The organism is Thalassolituus sp. ST750PaO-4, assembly GCF_020320405.1.
GTDB lineage: Bacteria > Pseudomonadota > Gammaproteobacteria > Pseudomonadales > Oceanobacteraceae > Venatoribacter > Venatoribacter alkanivorans.
Genome location: NZ_JABVCB010000003.1, coordinates 1 through 16,526, shown reverse-complemented (window position 1 = coordinate 16,526; position 16,526 = coordinate 1). Strand labels below are relative to the sequence as shown.

Genomic DNA, 16,526 nt, shown 5'->3' with positions numbered 1-16,526 from the left:
GGTACTATCGGTCACGTTGACCACGGTAAAACCACTCTGACTGCGGCTCTGACCCGCGTATGTTCCGAAGTATGGGGCGGTGCAGCGGTAGCGTTCGACGGTATCGACAATGCTCCTGAAGAGCGTGAGCGTGGTATCACCATTTCTACCTCCCACGTAGAATACGAATCTCCGAACCGTCACTACGCACACGTAGACTGCCCGGGCCACGCTGACTATGTTAAAAACATGATCACCGGTGCTGCGCAGATGGACGGCGCGATCCTGGTATGTGGTTCTACTGACGGCCCAATGCCTCAGACCCGTGAACACATCCTGCTGTCCCGTCAGGTTGGTGTACCTTACATCGTTGTATTCCTGAACAAAGCTGACCTGCTGGCTGAAGATTGCGGCGGTGCCGATTCTGAAGAATACGCAGAGATGCTGGAACTGGTTGAAATGGAACTGCGTGACCTGCTGTCTGAATACGACTTCCCAGGCGACGACACTCCAATCATCCCGGGTTCTGCTCTGATGGCCCTGAACGGCGAAGATGAGAACGAAATGGGTACTACCGCTGTTAAGAAGCTGGTAGAAACTCTGGATTCTTATATCCCTGAGCCAGAGCGTGCTATCGACGGCGCCTTCCTGATGCCAATCGAAGACGTATTCTCTATCCAGGGTCGTGGTACTGTTGTTACCGGCCGTGTTGAGCGTGGTATCGTTCGCACTGGTGAAGAACTGTCCATCATCGGTATCAAAGAGACCATCAAGACTACCTGTACTGGTGTTGAGATGTTCCGTAAGATCCTGGACGAAGGCCGTGCTGGTGAGAACGTAGGTGTTCTGCTGCGTGGTACCAAGCGTGACGAAGTTGAGCGTGGTCAGGTTCTGGCGAAGCCAGGTTCTATCACTCCTCACACCAAGTTCGAATCTGAAGTATACGTACTGGGTAAAGATGAAGGTGGTCGTCACACTCCATTCTTCAAAGGTTACCGTCCACAGTTCTACTTCCGTACCACTGACGTAACTGGTGCTTGTGAGCTGCCAGAAGGCGTTGAGATGGTAATGCCAGGTGACAACGTTAAGCTGACCATCACTCTGATCGCTCCGATCGCGATGGATGAAGGTCTGCGTTTTGCGATCCGTGAAGGCGGTCGTACTGTTGGTGCCGGTGTTGTAGCAAAAATTATTGAATAATCAACCGTTAAGGCTTGATTATTCAGTCGGGGTGCTGTAACTTACGGCGCCCTAATTGAGTGTCTTTAGGCCAGTAGTTCAATTGGTAGAGCACCGGTCTCCAAAACCGGGTGTTGGGGGTTCGAGTCCCTCCTGGCCTGCCAAATTCTTGAATGGCAGCTTCGGCTGCCATTTTTGGCTTCAGGGAATTGTGATGAGTACCGATAGCAAAGCAAGTAAATCACCGTTGGATATATTGAAGTGGCTGCTGGCTGCAGCTTTTCTCGCTGCTGCCGTTGTGGGTAACTATGTCTACGCTGACATGCCCCTGCTGTACCGGGTTCTGGGTGTTATTGTTCTGATGGCGATCAGTGCTGGTTTTGCACTGACCAGTTCTCAGGGCAAAGCATTTATGCAATTACTGAAAGAAGCCAATGTGGAGCGCCGCAAAGTTGTGTGGCCAACGCGTCAGGAAACGACGCAGACCACCATGATTGTTGTGGTAGTTGTGGTATTGATGGCGCTGGTTCTGTGGGGACTTGATTCTCTGTTGGGCTGGCTTGTTTCGTTGCTGGTAGGCTGAGGAGCTTTAAATGGCTATGCGCTGGTATGTAGTACACGCCTACTCAGGTTACGAAAAACGCGTACAGAATGCTCTGAAAGAGCGCGTCGAGCTGCATGGTATGCAGGATTTTTTCGGCGATATTCTGGTTCCTACTGAAGAAGTAGTTGAAGTTCGCGAAGGCAAGAAGCGTAAGAGCGAGCGTAAGTTCTATCCGGGTTACGTTCTTGTTCAGATGGAAATGAATGACGAGAGCTGGCACCTGGTTAAACAGACTCCTCGCGTCATGGGCTTTATTGGCGGAACTGCCGATAAGCCGGCTCCGATCACTGATCGTGAAGCGGATGCCATTCTGCAGCGTGTGCGTGATGGTGCGGATCGTCCTACCCATAAAACCATTTACGAGCCAGGTGAAGTTGTGCGCGTGACCGATGGTCCGTTTGCCGACTTTAACGGTGTGGTTGAGGGTGTAGATTACGAGAAATCCCGTCTGCAGGTTGCGGTAACAATTTTTGGACGTGCGACGCCGGTCGAGCTGGAATTTACCCAGGTCGAAAAAGCAGGCTGAGCATTTGTTGAATGACCGGATTTCCGGTCGGGGAGCGCTGAACCCCTTTGGTGTGTCAGTGCGTTAATACCCATTCGGAGAAAACACATGGCTAAGAAAGTCGAAGGCTACATCAAGCTGCAGGTTGCAGCTGGTAAAGCGAACCCAAGTCCACCAGTTGGTCCGGCTCTGGGTCAGAAAGGTCTGAACATCATGGAATTCTGTAAAGCGTTCAATGCTCAGACTCAGGGTATGGAAGCTGGCATGCCAGTTCCAGTGATCATCACTGCATACAGTGACCGTTCATTCACCTTCGAACTGAAAACTCCTCCTGCATCTTACCTGCTGAAAAAAGCAGCTGGCCTGACCAGTGGTTCTGCTCGTCCGAACACTGTGAAAGTCGGTACTGTTAACCGTGCTCAGCTGGAAGAAATTGCCAACGTTAAAATGAAAGACCTGACTGCAGCCGATATGGATGCAGCGGTACGTACCATCGCTGGTTCTGCCCGCGCTATGGGTCTGAACGTGGAAGGAGTTGAGTAATGGCTAAGCTGACTAAGCGCCAGAAGGCAATCGCAGAGAAAGTAGAAGCCGGCAAAGTATATTCTTTCGCTGATGCAGCTGCTCTGCTGGGTGAACTGTCCACCGTTAAGTTCAAAGAATCTGTAGACGTTGCCGTAAACCTGGGCATCGATGCACGTAAATCCGATCAGAACGTTCGTAGCTCTACCGTGCTGCCAAACGGCACCGGTAAGACCATGCGCGTTGCTGTATTCACTCAGGGCGCAAACGCTGAAGCTGCTAAAGCTGCAGGCGCCGACGAAGTGGGTATGGACGATCTGGCTGAGAAAATCAAAGGCGGCGACCTGAACTTTGACGTTGTTATTGCTTCTCCGGATGCAATGCGCGTTGTAGGTATGCTGGGTCAGGTACTGGGTCCACGTGGCCTGATGCCAAACCCGAAAGTAGGTACTGTAACTCCAGACGTTGCTACCGCCGTTAAAAATGCCAAAGCAGGTCAGGTGCGTTACCGCAATGACAAGAACGGTATTATCCACACCACCATCGGTAAAGTGGATTTCACCGCTCAGGCTCTGCAGGAAAACCTGACAGCCCTGCTGGCTGACCTGAAAAAAGCCAAACCTTCTTCTGCCAAAGGCGTTTACATGAAGAAAGTGACCATCAGCACTACGATGGGTCCTGGTTTGGTGGTTGATCACTCTTCTCTGGATTTTTAATCCGGGCTGACTGATTAGCCAAACGATCTTTGGGGTTGTCGCCGGATAAATTATCCAGGTGGCAGCTGTCAAAGACCGCAGGAGTGAGGATAAGCCTCTGGTTTGTCCTCACTTAATATTTCCTGCGTAGATGGTGTGTGGCCCCTTCAGAATTCTGAATTGTCACACCGAGACTGGCTCATCTGAGCTCAATTTAACTTTTTAGGAGTTAATCGTGGCCTTAGGACTCGAAGATAAGAAGGCGATTGTCGCCGAAGTCCAGGAAGCAGCTCAAGGTGCTCTGTCTGCTGTTGTTGCGGATTCCCGCGGCGTAACAGTAGGCGCCATGACCGCTCTGCGTAAAGAAGCACGTGAAGCTGGTGTTTGGATGAAAGTCGTCCGTAACACTCTGGCTCGCCGTGCTGTTGAAGGTACCCCATACGAGTGTCTGACTGACGTCCTCGTTGGCCCAAGCCTGATTGCTTTCTCTACCGAACACCCAGGTGCGGCTGCCCGTATCTTTAAAGAGTTCGCTAAGCAGAACAGCAAGTTTGAGCTGAAAGCCGGTGCTTTCGAAGGTTCCGTAGTTTCTATCGACATGCTGGCAACTCTGCCGACTTACGACGAAGCTATCGCGAAACTGATGAGCGTCATGAAAGAAGCGTCTGCAGGCAAACTGGTTCGTACCATTGCTGCTATCCGCGACCAGAAAGAACAAGCTGCCTGATTTCAGGTGGATCTTACAACGATTTAACGAGCACTTTGCTCCATTAAATTTAGGAATAGTCTCATGTCACTGACTAAAGAAGATATCATCAACGCTATCGCTGAAATGTCCGTAATGGACGTTGTAGAACTGGTTTCTGCGATGGAAGAAAAATTCGGCGTATCTGCTGCAGCTGCAGTAGTTGCTGGTCCAGCTGCTGGCGGCGACGCTGGTGCTGCTGAAGCACAATCAGAATTCGACGTAATCCTGAGCGGTGCTGGCGACAAGAAAGTTAACGTAATCAAAGCAGTACGTGAACTGACTGGTCTGGGCCTGAAAGAAGCTAAAGCAATGGTTGATGGTGCTCCAGCAACTGTTAAAGAAGGCGTTTCTAAAGAAGACGCTGAAGCTGCTAAAGCAACTCTTGAAGCGGCTGGTGCTCTGGTCGAGATCAAGTAATTTGCAATTCATTGCAAAGATGCTTTTGCCGCGCCAGATTCTGAGCGCGGCAACCGGCTGACGGGTTTTTCCCGTCGGCCTTTTTCACGTTATGGAATTCGTGAGCACGCTGGCATACTGCTGGGTTCAAACGCAAGGCAAGTCCTTGAGCCATGGGTGTAACGCCCAATCGAGGAAACAGTCCGGGGATAACTGATGGCTTACTCATATACTGAGAAAAAACGTATCCGTAAGGATTTCGGTAAATTACCGAGTGTCATGGATGTGCCATACCTGTTGGCCATTCAAATCGACTCCTATCGCAAATTCTTGCAAGAGGGGGCATTCGCTGAGGACCGTATCGATATTGGTCTTCATGCAGCATTTAAATCTGTCTTCCCAATTGTAAGTTATTCCGGGAATGCGGCTCTGGAGTACGTGAGCTACCGCCTCGGTACCCCTACCTTTGATGAAAAAGAGTGTATGTTGCGTGGTGTTACCTACGCTGCACCGCTGCGCGTCAAGGTTCGTCTGATTATTTACGATAAAGAATCTTCGACCAAAGCCATCAAAGACATTAAAGAACAAGAAGTCTACATGGGTGAAATGCCCCTGATGACTGACAACGGTACCTTTATCGTTAACGGTACCGAGCGCGTGATCGTGTCTCAGCTGCACCGTTCACCTGGTGTGTTCTTCGATCACGACAAAGGTAAAACCCATTCTTCCGGTAAGCTGCTGTATAACGCCCGCGTTATTCCTTACCGTGGTTCATGGCTGGACTTCGAGTTCGATCCGAAAGACCTGGTCTTCGTTCGTATCGACCGTCGTCGTAAGCTGCCTGCATCTATTCTGCTGCGCGCTCTGGGCTTCTCTACTGAAGAAATCCTGGCGACCTTCTTTGAAAACGACAGCTACCGTCTGACCGATGACGGTGCCATGCTGAAGCTGATCCCGGCGCGTCTGCGTGGTGAAACTGCTGCGTTCGATATCAAAGACAATGACGGCAATGTGATCGTTGAAGGCACCCGCCGTATTACTGCCCGCCATATCCGTCAGCTGGAAAAAGCTAACGTTGAAGAGCTGGCAGTACCTGTGGATTACCTGCTGGGTAAATCCATGGCAAAAGACATCATTGATCAGAAGAGCGGTGAAGTTCTGGCTGCAGCCAACAGTGAAGTGACTGTTGAATTGCTGGCCAAAATGGCTGCTTCCGGCATCAAAGAGTTTGAAACCATTTACACCAATGAACTGGACTGCGGTTCGTTCATGTCTGACACCCTGCGTGCCGATCCGACCAGCAATGCTCTGGAAGCGCTGGTTGAAATCTACCGCATGATGCGTCCTGGTGAGCCACCAACAAAAGAAAGTGCCGAAGCGCTGTTCGAAAACCTGTTCTTCAGTGACGAGCGCTACGACCTGTCTGCGGTTGGTCGCATGAAGTTCAACCGTCGTATCGGCCGTGAAGAAATCACCGGTGCCGGCACGCTGGATAAAGAAGACATCATCGCGGTTATGAAAACCCTGATCGATATCCGTAACGGTAAAGGCATCGTTGACGACATCGACCATCTGGGTAACCGTCGTATCCGTTCTGTGGGCGAAATGGCCGAAAACCAGTTCCGTGTAGGTCTGGTACGTGTTGAGCGTGCAGTACGTGAGCGTCTGTCTATGGCAGAATCCGAAGGCCTGATGCCTCAGGATCTGATCAACGCCAAGCCGGTTGCGGCAGCCGTTAAAGAATTCTTCGGCTCTTCCCAGCTGTCTCAGTTTATGGACCAGAACAACCCGCTGTCTGAGGTAACTCACAAGCGTCGTATTTCTGCTCTTGGACCTGGCGGTCTGACCCGTGAACGTGCAGGCTTCGAAGTGCGTGACGTACACGCGACTCACTACGGTCGCGTATGTCCTATTGAAACGCCTGAAGGTCCGAACATTGGTCTGATCAACTCTCTGGCATCTTATGCCCGCACCAACGAATACGGTTTCCTCGAAACTCCGTACCGTCGTGTTGTTGAAGGTGTTGTGACCGATGAGATCATCTACGTATCTGCTATTGAAGAAGCGGATTACGTTATTGCACAGGCCTCGGTTGAAACTGATGAAAACGGCAAGCTGCAGGGCGACCTGATTTCTGTTCGTCATCAGAACGAATTCACCGTGATGTCTCCGGACAACGTAACCCTGCAGGACGTATCTCCGCAGCAGGTTGTGTCCATCGCTGCATCCCTGATCCCGTTCCTCGAACACGATGACGCCAACCGCGCATTGATGGGATCGAACATGCAGCGTCAGGCCGTTCCGACCCTGAAATCAGAGAAGCCTCTGGTGGGTACCGGTATGGAACGTTCTGTAGCGGCTGACTCCGGTGTGTGTGTGGTGGCCAAACGTGGCGGTGTGATCGACTCCGTTGACGCATCCCGTATCGTGGTAAAAGTGAACGATGACGAAACCGTTGCTGGTGAAGCCGGTGTCGACATCTACAACCTGACCAAATACACCCGTTCTAACCAGAACACCTGCATCAATCAGCGTCCGCTGGTGAAAGCCGGTGATAGCATTGAACGTGGCGACATCATGGCTGACGGTCCGTCCGTTGACCTGGGTGAGCTGGCTCTGGGCCAGAACTTCCGCATCGCCTTCATGCCGTGGAACGGTTACAACTACGAAGACTCCATCCTGCTGTCCGAGCGTGTGTCTCAGGAAGATCGCCTGACCACCATCCACATTCAGGAACTGACCTGTGTGGCGCGTGACACCAAGCTGGGCGCAGAAGAAATCACGTCGGATATTCCGAACGTGGGTGAAGCTGCCCTGGGTAAACTGGACGAGTCCGGTATCGTTTATATCGGTGCTGAAGTTAAGCCTGGCGACATCCTGGTTGGTAAGGTAACACCTAAAGGTGAAACCCAGCTGACTCCGGAAGAAAAACTGCTGCGTGCGATCTTCGGTGAAAAAGCCTCTGACGTAAAAGATACTTCTCTGCGCGTTAAGACCGGCACCACCGGTACCGTAATCGACGTACAGGTCTTCACCCGTGATGGCGTGGAAAAAGACCAGCGTGCGCTGGAAATCGAACAGATGCAGCTGGACGAAGTCCGCAAAGATCTGAACGAAGAAATGCGTATCGTTAAAGGTGCTACTTACGAGCGTCTGCAGCGTGCCCTGAACGGTGCTGTAGTGAATGCCGCTCCTGGCCTGAAGAAAGGCGACAGCCTGACTCAAGAGTACCTGCAGTCTCTGGAAGCCGATCAGTGGTTCAAGATCCTGCCACAGGACGAAGCACTGGCGGAAATGCTGGACGTTGCCGAGAAATCTCTGGCCGAGCGTCGCAAGCAGCTGGATGACAAGTTCGAAGACAAGAAGCGCAAGCTGCAGACCGGCGATGACCTGGCTCCTGGCGTACTGAAGATTGTTAAGGTGTACCTGGCAATCAAACGTAAGATCCAGCCTGGTGACAAGATGGCGGGTCGTCACGGTAACAAAGGTGTTATCTCGGCGATCAAACCAATCGAAGATATGCCATACGATGAAAACGGCGTGGCCGTGGACATCTGTCTGAACCCGCTGGGTGTACCGTCGCGTATGAACGTGGGTCAGATCATGGAGATCCACCTGGGTCTGGCAGCCAAAGGTCTGGGCGAGAAAATCGACCGCATGATCAAAGAACAGCAGGAAATCGCCAAGCTGCGTGAACTGCTGAACGAGATCTACAACGGTGGTGATGGCCGCGTCGAAGACTTTGACAGCTTCAGCGATGCTGAAATCCTGGAACTGGGTAACAACCTGCGTGGCGGTGTGCCAATGGCAACACCAGCGTTTGACGGCGCCAAAGAAGCCGAAATCAAGCGTATGCTGCGTCTGGCCGATCTGCCGGATTCCGGTCAGATGACGCTGTACGATGGTCGCACAGGCGAAGCCTTCGACCGTCAGGTAACCGTAGGTTACATGTACATGCTGAAACTGAACCACCTGGTTGACGACAAGATGCACGCCCGTTCGACCGGTTCTTACAGTCTGGTTACCCAGCAGCCGCTTGGCGGTAAAGCACAGTTCGGTGGTCAGCGTTTCGGGGAGATGGAAGTGTGGGCACTGGAAGCATACGGTGCCGCTTACACTCTGCAGGAAATGCTTACTGTTAAATCCGATGACGTGGCCGGCCGTACCAAGATGTATAAAAACATCGTGGATGGCGACCACCGTATGGAAGCCGGTATGCCGGAATCCTTTAACGTACTGGTTAAAGAGATCCGCTCGCTGGGCATCGACATCGAACTGGAAAACGAATAAGCGGATGAGCAGTGTTCGGGTGGCGGAAGCCGCCTGAGCCTGACTCCAAACGGAGCAAAATATGAAAGACTTAGTCAATTTTCTGCGTAATCAGAACAACGCTGACGAGTTTGACGCCATCCGCATCGGACTCGCCTCGCCAGAGATGATTCGTTCCTGGTCTTTCGGCGAAGTTAAAAAGCCGGAAACCATTAACTACCGTACGTTCAAGCCTGAGCGTGACGGTCTGTTCTGTGCGCGTATCTTTGGTCCTATCAAAGATTACGAATGTCTGTGTGGTAAGTACAAGCGTCTGAAGCACCGCGGCGTAATCTGTGAGAAGTGTGGCGTTGAAGTAACTCAGGCCAAAGTACGCCGTGAGCGTATGGGTCACATTGAGCTGGCTTCCCCGGTTGCTCACATCTGGTTCCTGAAGTCGCTGCCATCCCGTATCGGTCTGATGCTGGATATGACGCTGCGCGATATCGAACGCATTCTGTACTATGAATCATTCGTAGTGACCGAGCCTGGCATGACCACCCTGGATGTGGGTCAGCTGCTGAGCGACGAACAGTACTACGAAGCGATTGAAGAGTTTGGTGACGAGTTCGAAGCCAAAATGGGTGCGGAAGCCATTCAGGCACTGCTCGGCCAGATCGAACTGGGCGAAGAAGTTCAGCGTCTGCGTGAAGAAATTCCGACAACCAGCTCTGAAACCAAGATCAAGAAGCTGTCCAAGCGTCTGAAGCTGCTGGAAGCTTTCCACCACTCCGGTAACGATCCGAAGTGGATGATCATGTCTGTACTGCCAGTACTGCCACCGGATCTGCGTCCGCTGGTACCGCTGGATGGTGGCCGTTTTGCGACCTCCGATCTGAACGATCTGTACCGTCGTGTGATCAACCGTAACAACCGTCTGAAGCGCCTGCTGGAGCTGAATGCTCCGGACATCATCGTACGCAACGAAAAGCGTATGCTGCAGGAAGCTGTGGATGCGCTGCTGGATAACGGCCGTCGTGGCCGTGCCATCACCGGTTCCAACAAGCGTCCGCTGAAGTCTCTGGCTGACATGATCAAAGGTAAGCAGGGTCGTTTCCGTCAGAACCTGCTGGGTAAGCGCGTTGACTACTCTGGCCGTTCGGTAATTACCGTTGGTCCACAGCTGCGCCTGCATCAGTGTGGTCTGCCAAAGAAAATGGCTCTGGAACTGTTCAAGCCGTTTATCTTCAGCAAACTGGAACACCGTGGTCTGGCGACAACCATTAAAGCTGCGAAGAAAATGGTTGAGCGCGAAACCGCAGAAGTCTGGGATATCCTGGCTGACGTTATCCGTGAACACCCGGTAATGCTGAACCGTGCACCAACACTGCACCGTTTGGGTATTCAGGCGTTCGAACCTCAGCTGATCGAAGGTAAAGCGATCCAGCTGCATCCACTGGTGTGTGCGGCTTATAACGCTGACTTCGACGGTGACCAGATGGCGGTACACGTACCGCTGACTATCGAAGCGCAGCTGGAAGCCCGCGCGCTGATGATGGCAACCAACAACGTACTGTCTCCTGCTAACGGTGAGCCAATCATCGTTCCTTCTCAGGACGTGGTACTGGGTCTGTACTGGATGACCCGTGAGCGTATCAACGCCAAAGGCGAAGGTATGTTCCTGGCTGACCTGGACGAAGTGACCCGTGCTTATCAGACCGGTTCTGCGCACCTGCAGGCCAAGGTTAAAGTGCGTATCACCGAAACTCTGGTTGACGAGCAGGGCAACGAACAGTCTGAAACCAAGGTGGTTGATACCACGATCGGTCGTGCACTGCTGTTCCGCATCGTGCCAAAAGGTCTGCCGTTTGAGCTGATCAACCGCCCGATGAAGAAGAAAGCGATCTCCAACATGATCAACACTGCGTACCGCCGTGTGGGTCTGAAGGACACCGTCGTTTTCGCTGACCAGGTGATGTATACCGGCTTCCAGTATGCAACCCGTTCCGGTTCTTCTATCGGTGTGAACGATTTCGTTATTCCGGATGAGAAAGCAGAAATCGTTGCTAACGCTGACGCTGAAGTAAAAGAGATCGAAAGCCAGTTTGCTTCCGGTCTGGTTACCCACGGCGAAAAATACAACAAGGTTATCGACATCTGGTCGCGCGCTAACGAACTGGTAGCGAAGGCGATGATGGATAACCTGGGTAAAGAGAAAGTGATCGACCGCGACGGTAACGAAGTGGATCAGGAATCTTTCAACTCCGTCTACATGATGGCTGACTCCGGTGCTCGTGGTAGCCCGGCTCAGATTCGTCAGCTGGCCGGTATGCGTGGTCTGATGGCGAAGCCGGACGGCTCCATCATCGAAACGCCGATTGTGGCGAACTTCCGTGAAGGTCTGAACGTACTGCAGTACTTCACCTCGACTCACGGTGCGCGTAAAGGTCTGGCGGATACCGCTCTGAAAACTGCGAACTCCGGTTACCTGACCCGTCGTCTGGTTGACGTAGCGCAGGATCTGGTGGTTACCGAGCAGGATTGTGGTACCGAACAGGGTCTGATCATGACTCCGCTGATCGAAGGCGGTGACGTGGTTGTGGCGCTGGGTGATCGTATCCTGGGTCGTGTCATTGCGACTGACGTATACAAGCCGGGTGCTGAAGGCGACATCGTTGTGCCGGCCGGTACTCTGATCGACGAAGCCTGGGTACAGACCATTGAATCTGAAGGTATCGACGAAGTGCGTGTGCGCTCCGCCATTACCTGTCAGAGCCGTGTTGGTATCTGTTCTTCCTGTTACGGTCGTGATCTGGGTCGCGGACATCAGGTGAACGTAGGTGAAGCGGTTGGTGTTATTGCTGCTCAGTCGATCGGTGAGCCAGGTACACAGCTGACCATGCGTACGTTCCACATTGGTGGTGCGGCATCGCGTTCTTCTGCAGCTGACAGCGTGCAGGTTAAGAACAACGGTACTGTTCGTCTGCATAACCTGAAGACCGTTGTTAAAGAAAACGGCGATCTGGTTGCTGTATCCCGTTCCGGTTCCATTGCTGTTGCCGATGAGCACGGCCGTGAACGCGAACTGTACAAACTGCCATACGGTGCTGTGATCAGCGTCCAGGATGGCCAGAAGGTTGAGGCCGGTCAGAAAGTGGCCAGCTGGGATCCGCACACTCACCCGATTGTGACCGAAGTAAAAGGTCGTATCGAATTCGTGGGTATGGAAGAAGGTATCACCATCAACCGTCAGACCGACGAGTTGACCGGTCTGTCCAATATCGAGGTCATCGATCCTAAAGATCGTCCGGCGGCTGGTAAGGACATCCGTCCGATGGTGAAACTGGTGGATGCGTCCGGTAAAGACGTGATCCTGCCGGGTACCAATACTCCGGCGCAGTACATGCTGCCAGCCAACGCTCTGGTGAACCATGAAAATGGTACCGAAGTGGCCGTGGGTGACGTTATCGCACGTATTCCTCAGGAATCGTCCGGTAACAAGGACATCACCGGTGGTCTGCCACGCGTAGCGGATCTGTTCGAAGCCCGTAAGCCGAAAGAACCTGCCATTCTGGCGGAGATCACCGGTACTGTGAGCTTCGGTAAAGAGACTAAAGGTAAGAAGCGTCTGGTGATCACTCCGAACAATGGCGGCGAGCCATATGAAGAGCTGATCCACAAGTGGCGTCACATGAACGTGTTCGAAGGTGAACAGGTCGAGAAGGGTGAGGTTATCTCTGACGGCCCGATGAACCCGCACGATATTCTGCGTCTGAAGAGCGTGGGCGATCTGGCGATGTACATCACCAACGAAGTTCAGGAAGTTTACCGCCTTCAGGGTGTAGGCATCGATGATAAGCACATCGAAGTGATTGTGCGTCAGATGCTGCGTAAGGTTCTGATCACTGAAAACGGTGACAGCTCCTTTATCCCGGGTGATCAGGTTGAATACTCTGCGTTCCTCGAAGAAAACGAGAAACTGGAAGCAGCCGGTAAGATCACTGCGAAAGGCGAACGTGTGCTGCTGGGTATCACCAAGGCCTCGCTGGCGACCGAATCCTTCATCTCCGCGGCCTCCTTCCAGGAGACTACCCGCGTACTGACTGAAGGTGCGGTAACCGGTAAGGTTGACCACCTGCGCGGCCTGAAAGAAAACGTGGTTGTGGGTCGACTGATCCCTGCGGGTACTGGTCTTGCGTACCACGCTGAGCGTAAGCGTAAGCGTCAGACCCGTGAGAATGATCGCCTCAAGACTACGCCGGCTGGTATGAATGTATCGGCCGACGAAATGGAAGCTAAGTTCAGCGAAGCTTTCAGCGATAAGTAAGTCATTGGTTGTAAAACAATCAATGGCTTGACGACTGGGGCTGGGAGGATTATCCTTCCGGCCCCTTTTATTGCGTCAGAATTTTCTGGCGTTTTTGTTAGTGATAATTGGAGTTTGCTAAATGGCTACAATCAACCAGTTGGTTCGTCAGCCTCGTAAACGCAAAGTGGCTAAGAGTGACGTACCTGCACTGCAGGCGTGTCCTCAGCGTCGTGGCGTATGTACCCGTGTATATACTACCACTCCGAAAAAGCCTAACTCGGCACTGCGTAAAGTATGTCGTGTGCGTTTGACGAATGGTTTCGAAGTGTCTTCCTACATCGGTGGTGAAGGTCACAACCTGCAGGAACACAGTGTTGTTCTGATCCGTGGCGGTCGTGTAAAAGACTTGCCAGGTGTTCGTTACCACACTGTTCGCGGCTCTCTGGATACTTCCGGTGTTGCGAATCGTAAACAAGCCCGTTCTAAGTACGGTGCAAAACGTCCTAAGAAATAATTTCTTAAGACTTGGATAAGAGTAAGGCTGAGTTGATCGTTGAATCAGGATGCTCAGACTGACCTGAAGACCTAAGAGGGCTTATCATGCCAAGAAGACGCGTCGCTGCGAAGCGCGAGATCCTGCCAGATCCGAAGTTCGGAAACGTTACACTGGCAAAATTTATGAACCACGTAATGATCAGTGGTAAAAAATCCATCGCCGAGAAAATCGTTTATGGCGCACTGGATACCATGGCTCAGAAACAAGGTGGCGATCCGCTGGAAATGTTTGAAAAAGCATTAGAATCCATCCAGCCACTGGTTGAAGTTAAAAGCCGCCGTGTTGGTGGTGCAACCTATCAGGTACCTGTGGAGGTTCGTCCTTCACGTCGTCAGGCGCTGGCAATGCGCTGGCTGGTAGATGCAGCACGTAAGCGTGGTGAGAAGTCCATGGCTCAGCGCCTGGCTAATGAAATGATGGAAGCCTGTGAAGGTAAAGGTTCAGCCGTTAAGAAGCGTGAAGATGTTCACCGCATGGCTGAAGCGAACAAGGCTTTCTCTCACTACCGCTTTTAATTGATTCGAGGACTGCACAGTGGCACGCACAACTCCCATTGAGCGTTACCGCAACATTGGTATTTGTGCTCACGTGGATGCGGGTAAAACCACAACCACGGAGCGAGTACTGTTTTACACCGGTGTTTCTCACAAAATTGGTGAGGTGCATGATGGCGCAGCCACAATGGACTGGATGGAGCAGGAGCAGGAGCGTGGTATCACCATTACTTCTGCTGCTACCACCTGTTTCTGGTCGGGCATGGCGCAACAGTTCGAGCAACACCGTATCAACATCATCGATACTCCGGGACACGTTGACTTCACTATTGAAGTAGAACGTTCCCTGCGGGTTCTGGATGGTGCGGTGGTGGTGCTGTGTGGATCCTCGGGCGTACAGCCTCAGACTGAGACTGTGTGGCGTCAGGCCAACAAGTACGAAGTACCGCGTATGGTCTTCGTGAACAAGATGGACCGCGCCGGTGCAGACTTCTTTATGGTTGTTAAACAACTTAAAGATCGTCTCAACGCCAATGCTGTACCTATTCAGATCAACATCGGTACGGAAGACAATTTCCGTGGCGTTGTTGACCTGATCAAAATGAAAGCCATCAGCTGGAGTGAAGCTGATCAGGGCATGACCTTCAGTTATGAAGAGATCCCTGCAGAGCTGGCCGATGTCGCCGCCGAATGGCGCGAGAAGCTGATTGAAGCAGCAGCCGAAGCCAATGATGAGCTGATGAACAAATACCTCGAAGGCGAAGAGCTTTCCGAGGACGAAATTAAAGCTGCGCTGCGTCAACAGACGCTGGCCGGCGAGATCGTATTGGTCACCTGTGGTTCAGCCTTTAAAAATAAAGGTGTGCAGGCGGTGCTGGACGCTGTTGTTGAGTTCATGCCATCCCCGACCGAAGTTAAAGCGATTGAAGGTATTCTCGATGATGCGGCCGAAACCGTTGCGGTTCGTGAAGCATCTGATGAAGAGCCGTTCTCTGCGCTGGCATTTAAAATTGCCACCGATCCCTTTGTTGGTACCCTGACATTTATCCGTGTTTATTCCGGGGTACTGAATTCCGGTGATGCTGTTTATAACCCGGTAAAAGGTAAGCGCGAGCGTGTTGGCCGTATGGTGCAGATGCACGCCAATGCCCGAGAAGAAATTAAAGAAGTCCGTGCCGGCGATATTGCCGCACTGATTGGCCTGAAAGATGTCACTACCGGGGATACCCTGTGTGACCAGGACAAGCGCATCACCCTCGAACGCATGGAATTCCCGGATCCGGTAATTTCGGTTGCGGTTGAGCCTAAGTCGAAAGCGGACCAGGAAAAGATGGGCGTTGCACTGGGCAAGCTTGCTCAGGAAGACCCGTCCTTCCGTGTCGAAACCGACGAAGAAACCGGCCAGACCATTATCTCCGGTATGGGTGAGTTACACCTGGACATCATCGTCGACCGTATGCGTCGTGAGTTCAAAGTGGAAGCGAACGTTGGTAAGCCTCAGGTTGCTTACCGTGAAAAGATCACTGCCACGGTAGAGATCAACAACAAGTTCGCCAAGCAGTCCGGTGGGCGTGGCCAGTATGGTCATGTTGTTATCAGATTCGAGCCATCCGATCAGGAAGGGCTGGAGTTTGTTAACGAAATCGTTGGTGGTGCTATTCCGCGTGAATACATCCCGGCGGTTGAAAAAGGTATTGCTGAGCAGATGAAGAACGGTGTTCTGGCGGGTTACCCATTACTGGGCCTGAAAGCAACGCTGATCGACGGCTCATACCATGACGTTGACTCGAATGAGATGGCATTTAAAATTGCTGCCTCACAAGCCACAAAGCAACTTTCAGAGAAGGGCAAAGCCGTGCTGCTTGAGCCAATGATGAAAGTTGAAGTTGTAACCCCTGAAGATTACATGGGTGATGTGGTGGGCGACCTGAATCGTCGTCGTGGCTTGATTTCTGGAATGGACGATACCCCTTCAGGCAAGGTGGTTGATGCCAGCGTGCCACTGGCAGAGATGTTCGGTTATGCGACCGATCTGCGCTCCGCCTCTCAGGGCCGTGCGACCTATTCCATGGAATTTGAAAAATATTCGGAAGCACCATCCAGTGTGGCCGAAGCAATTATTACAAGAGCTTAATCATTTACGATATTGAACGAGGTGTTCTATGGCTAAGGAAACGTTTGAACGTTCCAAACCCCACGTAAACGTGGGTACTATCGGTCACGTTGACCACGGTAAAACCACTCTGACTGCGGCTCTGACCCGCGTATGTTCCGAAGTATGGGGCGGTGCA

General features: G+C 52.2%; 13 protein-coding genes and 1 tRNA gene. All 14 read left to right on the top strand.

Going from position 1 to position 16,526, the window contains the following annotated elements; translation table 11 throughout:
- The coding region (gene tuf / locus HUF18_RS02365; protein ID WP_225691008.1) for an elongation factor Tu at positions 1-1,179 on the top strand (1,179 nt) is incomplete at its 5' end.
- Positions 1,180-1,246: 67 nt separating this feature from the next.
- Positions 1,247-1,322 (top strand) — tRNA-Trp (locus HUF18_RS02360).
- A gap of 50 nt (positions 1,323-1,372) precedes the next feature.
- Positions 1,373-1,741, top strand: coding sequence for a preprotein translocase subunit SecE (gene secE / locus HUF18_RS02355; RefSeq protein WP_145471113.1), 369 nt, complete (start codon positions 1,373-1,375; stop codon positions 1,739-1,741).
- A 10-nt stretch (positions 1,742-1,751) separates the two neighbouring features.
- On the top strand, positions 1,752-2,288 hold the full coding sequence (nusG, locus tag HUF18_RS02350; protein ID WP_145471114.1) for a transcription termination/antitermination protein NusG: 537 nt from the start codon (positions 1,752-1,754) through the stop codon (positions 2,286-2,288).
- Between the two features lie 87 nt (positions 2,289-2,375).
- Entirely contained in the window at positions 2,376-2,810 is a 435-nt protein-coding gene (gene rplK, locus HUF18_RS02345) for a 50S ribosomal protein L11 (RefSeq protein ID WP_145471115.1), read from the top strand.
- Positions 2,810-3,505 (top strand): 50S ribosomal protein L1, encoded by a 696-nt coding sequence (gene rplA / locus HUF18_RS02340; RefSeq protein ID WP_145471116.1) that lies wholly within the window; start codon positions 2,810-2,812, stop codon positions 3,503-3,505. Before rplK ends, rplA begins: the two co-directional genes overlap by 1 nt.
- A 214-nt stretch (positions 3,506-3,719) precedes the next feature.
- Entirely contained in the window at positions 3,720-4,211 is a 492-nt protein-coding gene (gene rplJ, locus HUF18_RS02335) for a 50S ribosomal protein L10 (RefSeq protein WP_145471117.1), read from the top strand.
- A gap of 63 nt (positions 4,212-4,274) precedes the next feature.
- Entirely contained in the window at positions 4,275-4,649 is a 375-nt protein-coding gene (gene rplL / locus HUF18_RS02330) for a 50S ribosomal protein L7/L12 (protein ID WP_145471118.1), read from the top strand.
- Positions 4,650-4,844: 195 nt separating this feature from the next.
- The gene (rpoB, locus tag HUF18_RS02325) at positions 4,845-8,918 is read left to right on the top strand and encodes a DNA-directed RNA polymerase subunit beta (protein ID WP_225691007.1); all 4,074 of its coding nucleotides are present in this window, start codon (positions 4,845-4,847) and stop codon (positions 8,916-8,918) included.
- Between the two features lie 61 nt (positions 8,919-8,979).
- Positions 8,980-13,203, top strand: a complete 4,224-nt coding sequence (gene rpoC / locus HUF18_RS02320) for a DNA-directed RNA polymerase subunit beta' (protein WP_225691006.1) — start codon at positions 8,980-8,982, stop codon at positions 13,201-13,203.
- Between the two features lie 121 nt (positions 13,204-13,324).
- Positions 13,325-13,699, top strand: a complete 375-nt coding sequence (gene rpsL, locus HUF18_RS02315) for a 30S ribosomal protein S12 (protein ID WP_145471121.1) — start codon at positions 13,325-13,327, stop codon at positions 13,697-13,699.
- Positions 13,700-13,785: 86 nt separating this feature from the next.
- Positions 13,786-14,256 carry a 30S ribosomal protein S7 gene (gene rpsG / locus HUF18_RS02310; protein ID WP_145471122.1) on the top strand — a complete coding sequence of 157 codons (471 nt, stop codon included), beginning with the start codon at positions 13,786-13,788 and terminating at the stop codon, positions 14,254-14,256.
- A 19-nt stretch (positions 14,257-14,275) separates the two neighbouring features.
- The gene (fusA, locus tag HUF18_RS02305; RefSeq protein WP_145471123.1) at positions 14,276-16,369 is read left to right on the top strand and encodes an elongation factor G; all 2,094 of its coding nucleotides are present in this window, start codon (positions 14,276-14,278) and stop codon (positions 16,367-16,369) included.
- A 28-nt stretch (positions 16,370-16,397) separates the two neighbouring features.
- A partial coding sequence (locus HUF18_RS02300) for a GTP-binding protein (protein WP_255605631.1) occupies positions 16,398-16,526 on the top strand: 129 nt, incomplete at its 3' end.

What these genes read in the sequence shown, in the direction of transcription:
- rpoB (WP_225691007.1), top strand. Translation starts at nt 4,845, where the DNA reads ATGGCTTACTCATATACTGAGAAAAAACGTATCCGTAAGGATTTCGGT.
- rpoC (WP_225691006.1), top strand. Translation starts at nt 8,980, where the DNA reads ATGAAAGACTTAGTCAATTTTCTGCGTAATCAGAACAACGCTGACGAG.
- rplK (WP_145471115.1), top strand. Translation starts at nt 2,376, where the DNA reads ATGGCTAAGAAAGTCGAAGGCTACATCAAGCTGCAGGTTGCAGCTGGT.
- rpsL (WP_145471121.1), top strand. Translation starts at nt 13,325, where the DNA reads ATGGCTACAATCAACCAGTTGGTTCGTCAGCCTCGTAAACGCAAAGTG.
- rpsG (WP_145471122.1), top strand. Translation starts at nt 13,786, where the DNA reads ATGCCAAGAAGACGCGTCGCTGCGAAGCGCGAGATCCTGCCAGATCCG.
- nusG (WP_145471114.1), top strand. Translation starts at nt 1,752, where the DNA reads ATGGCTATGCGCTGGTATGTAGTACACGCCTACTCAGGTTACGAAAAA.
- secE (WP_145471113.1), top strand. Translation starts at nt 1,373, where the DNA reads ATGAGTACCGATAGCAAAGCAAGTAAATCACCGTTGGATATATTGAAG.
- rplL (WP_145471118.1), top strand. Translation starts at nt 4,275, where the DNA reads ATGTCACTGACTAAAGAAGATATCATCAACGCTATCGCTGAAATGTCC.
- rplA (WP_145471116.1), top strand. Translation starts at nt 2,810, where the DNA reads ATGGCTAAGCTGACTAAGCGCCAGAAGGCAATCGCAGAGAAAGTAGAA.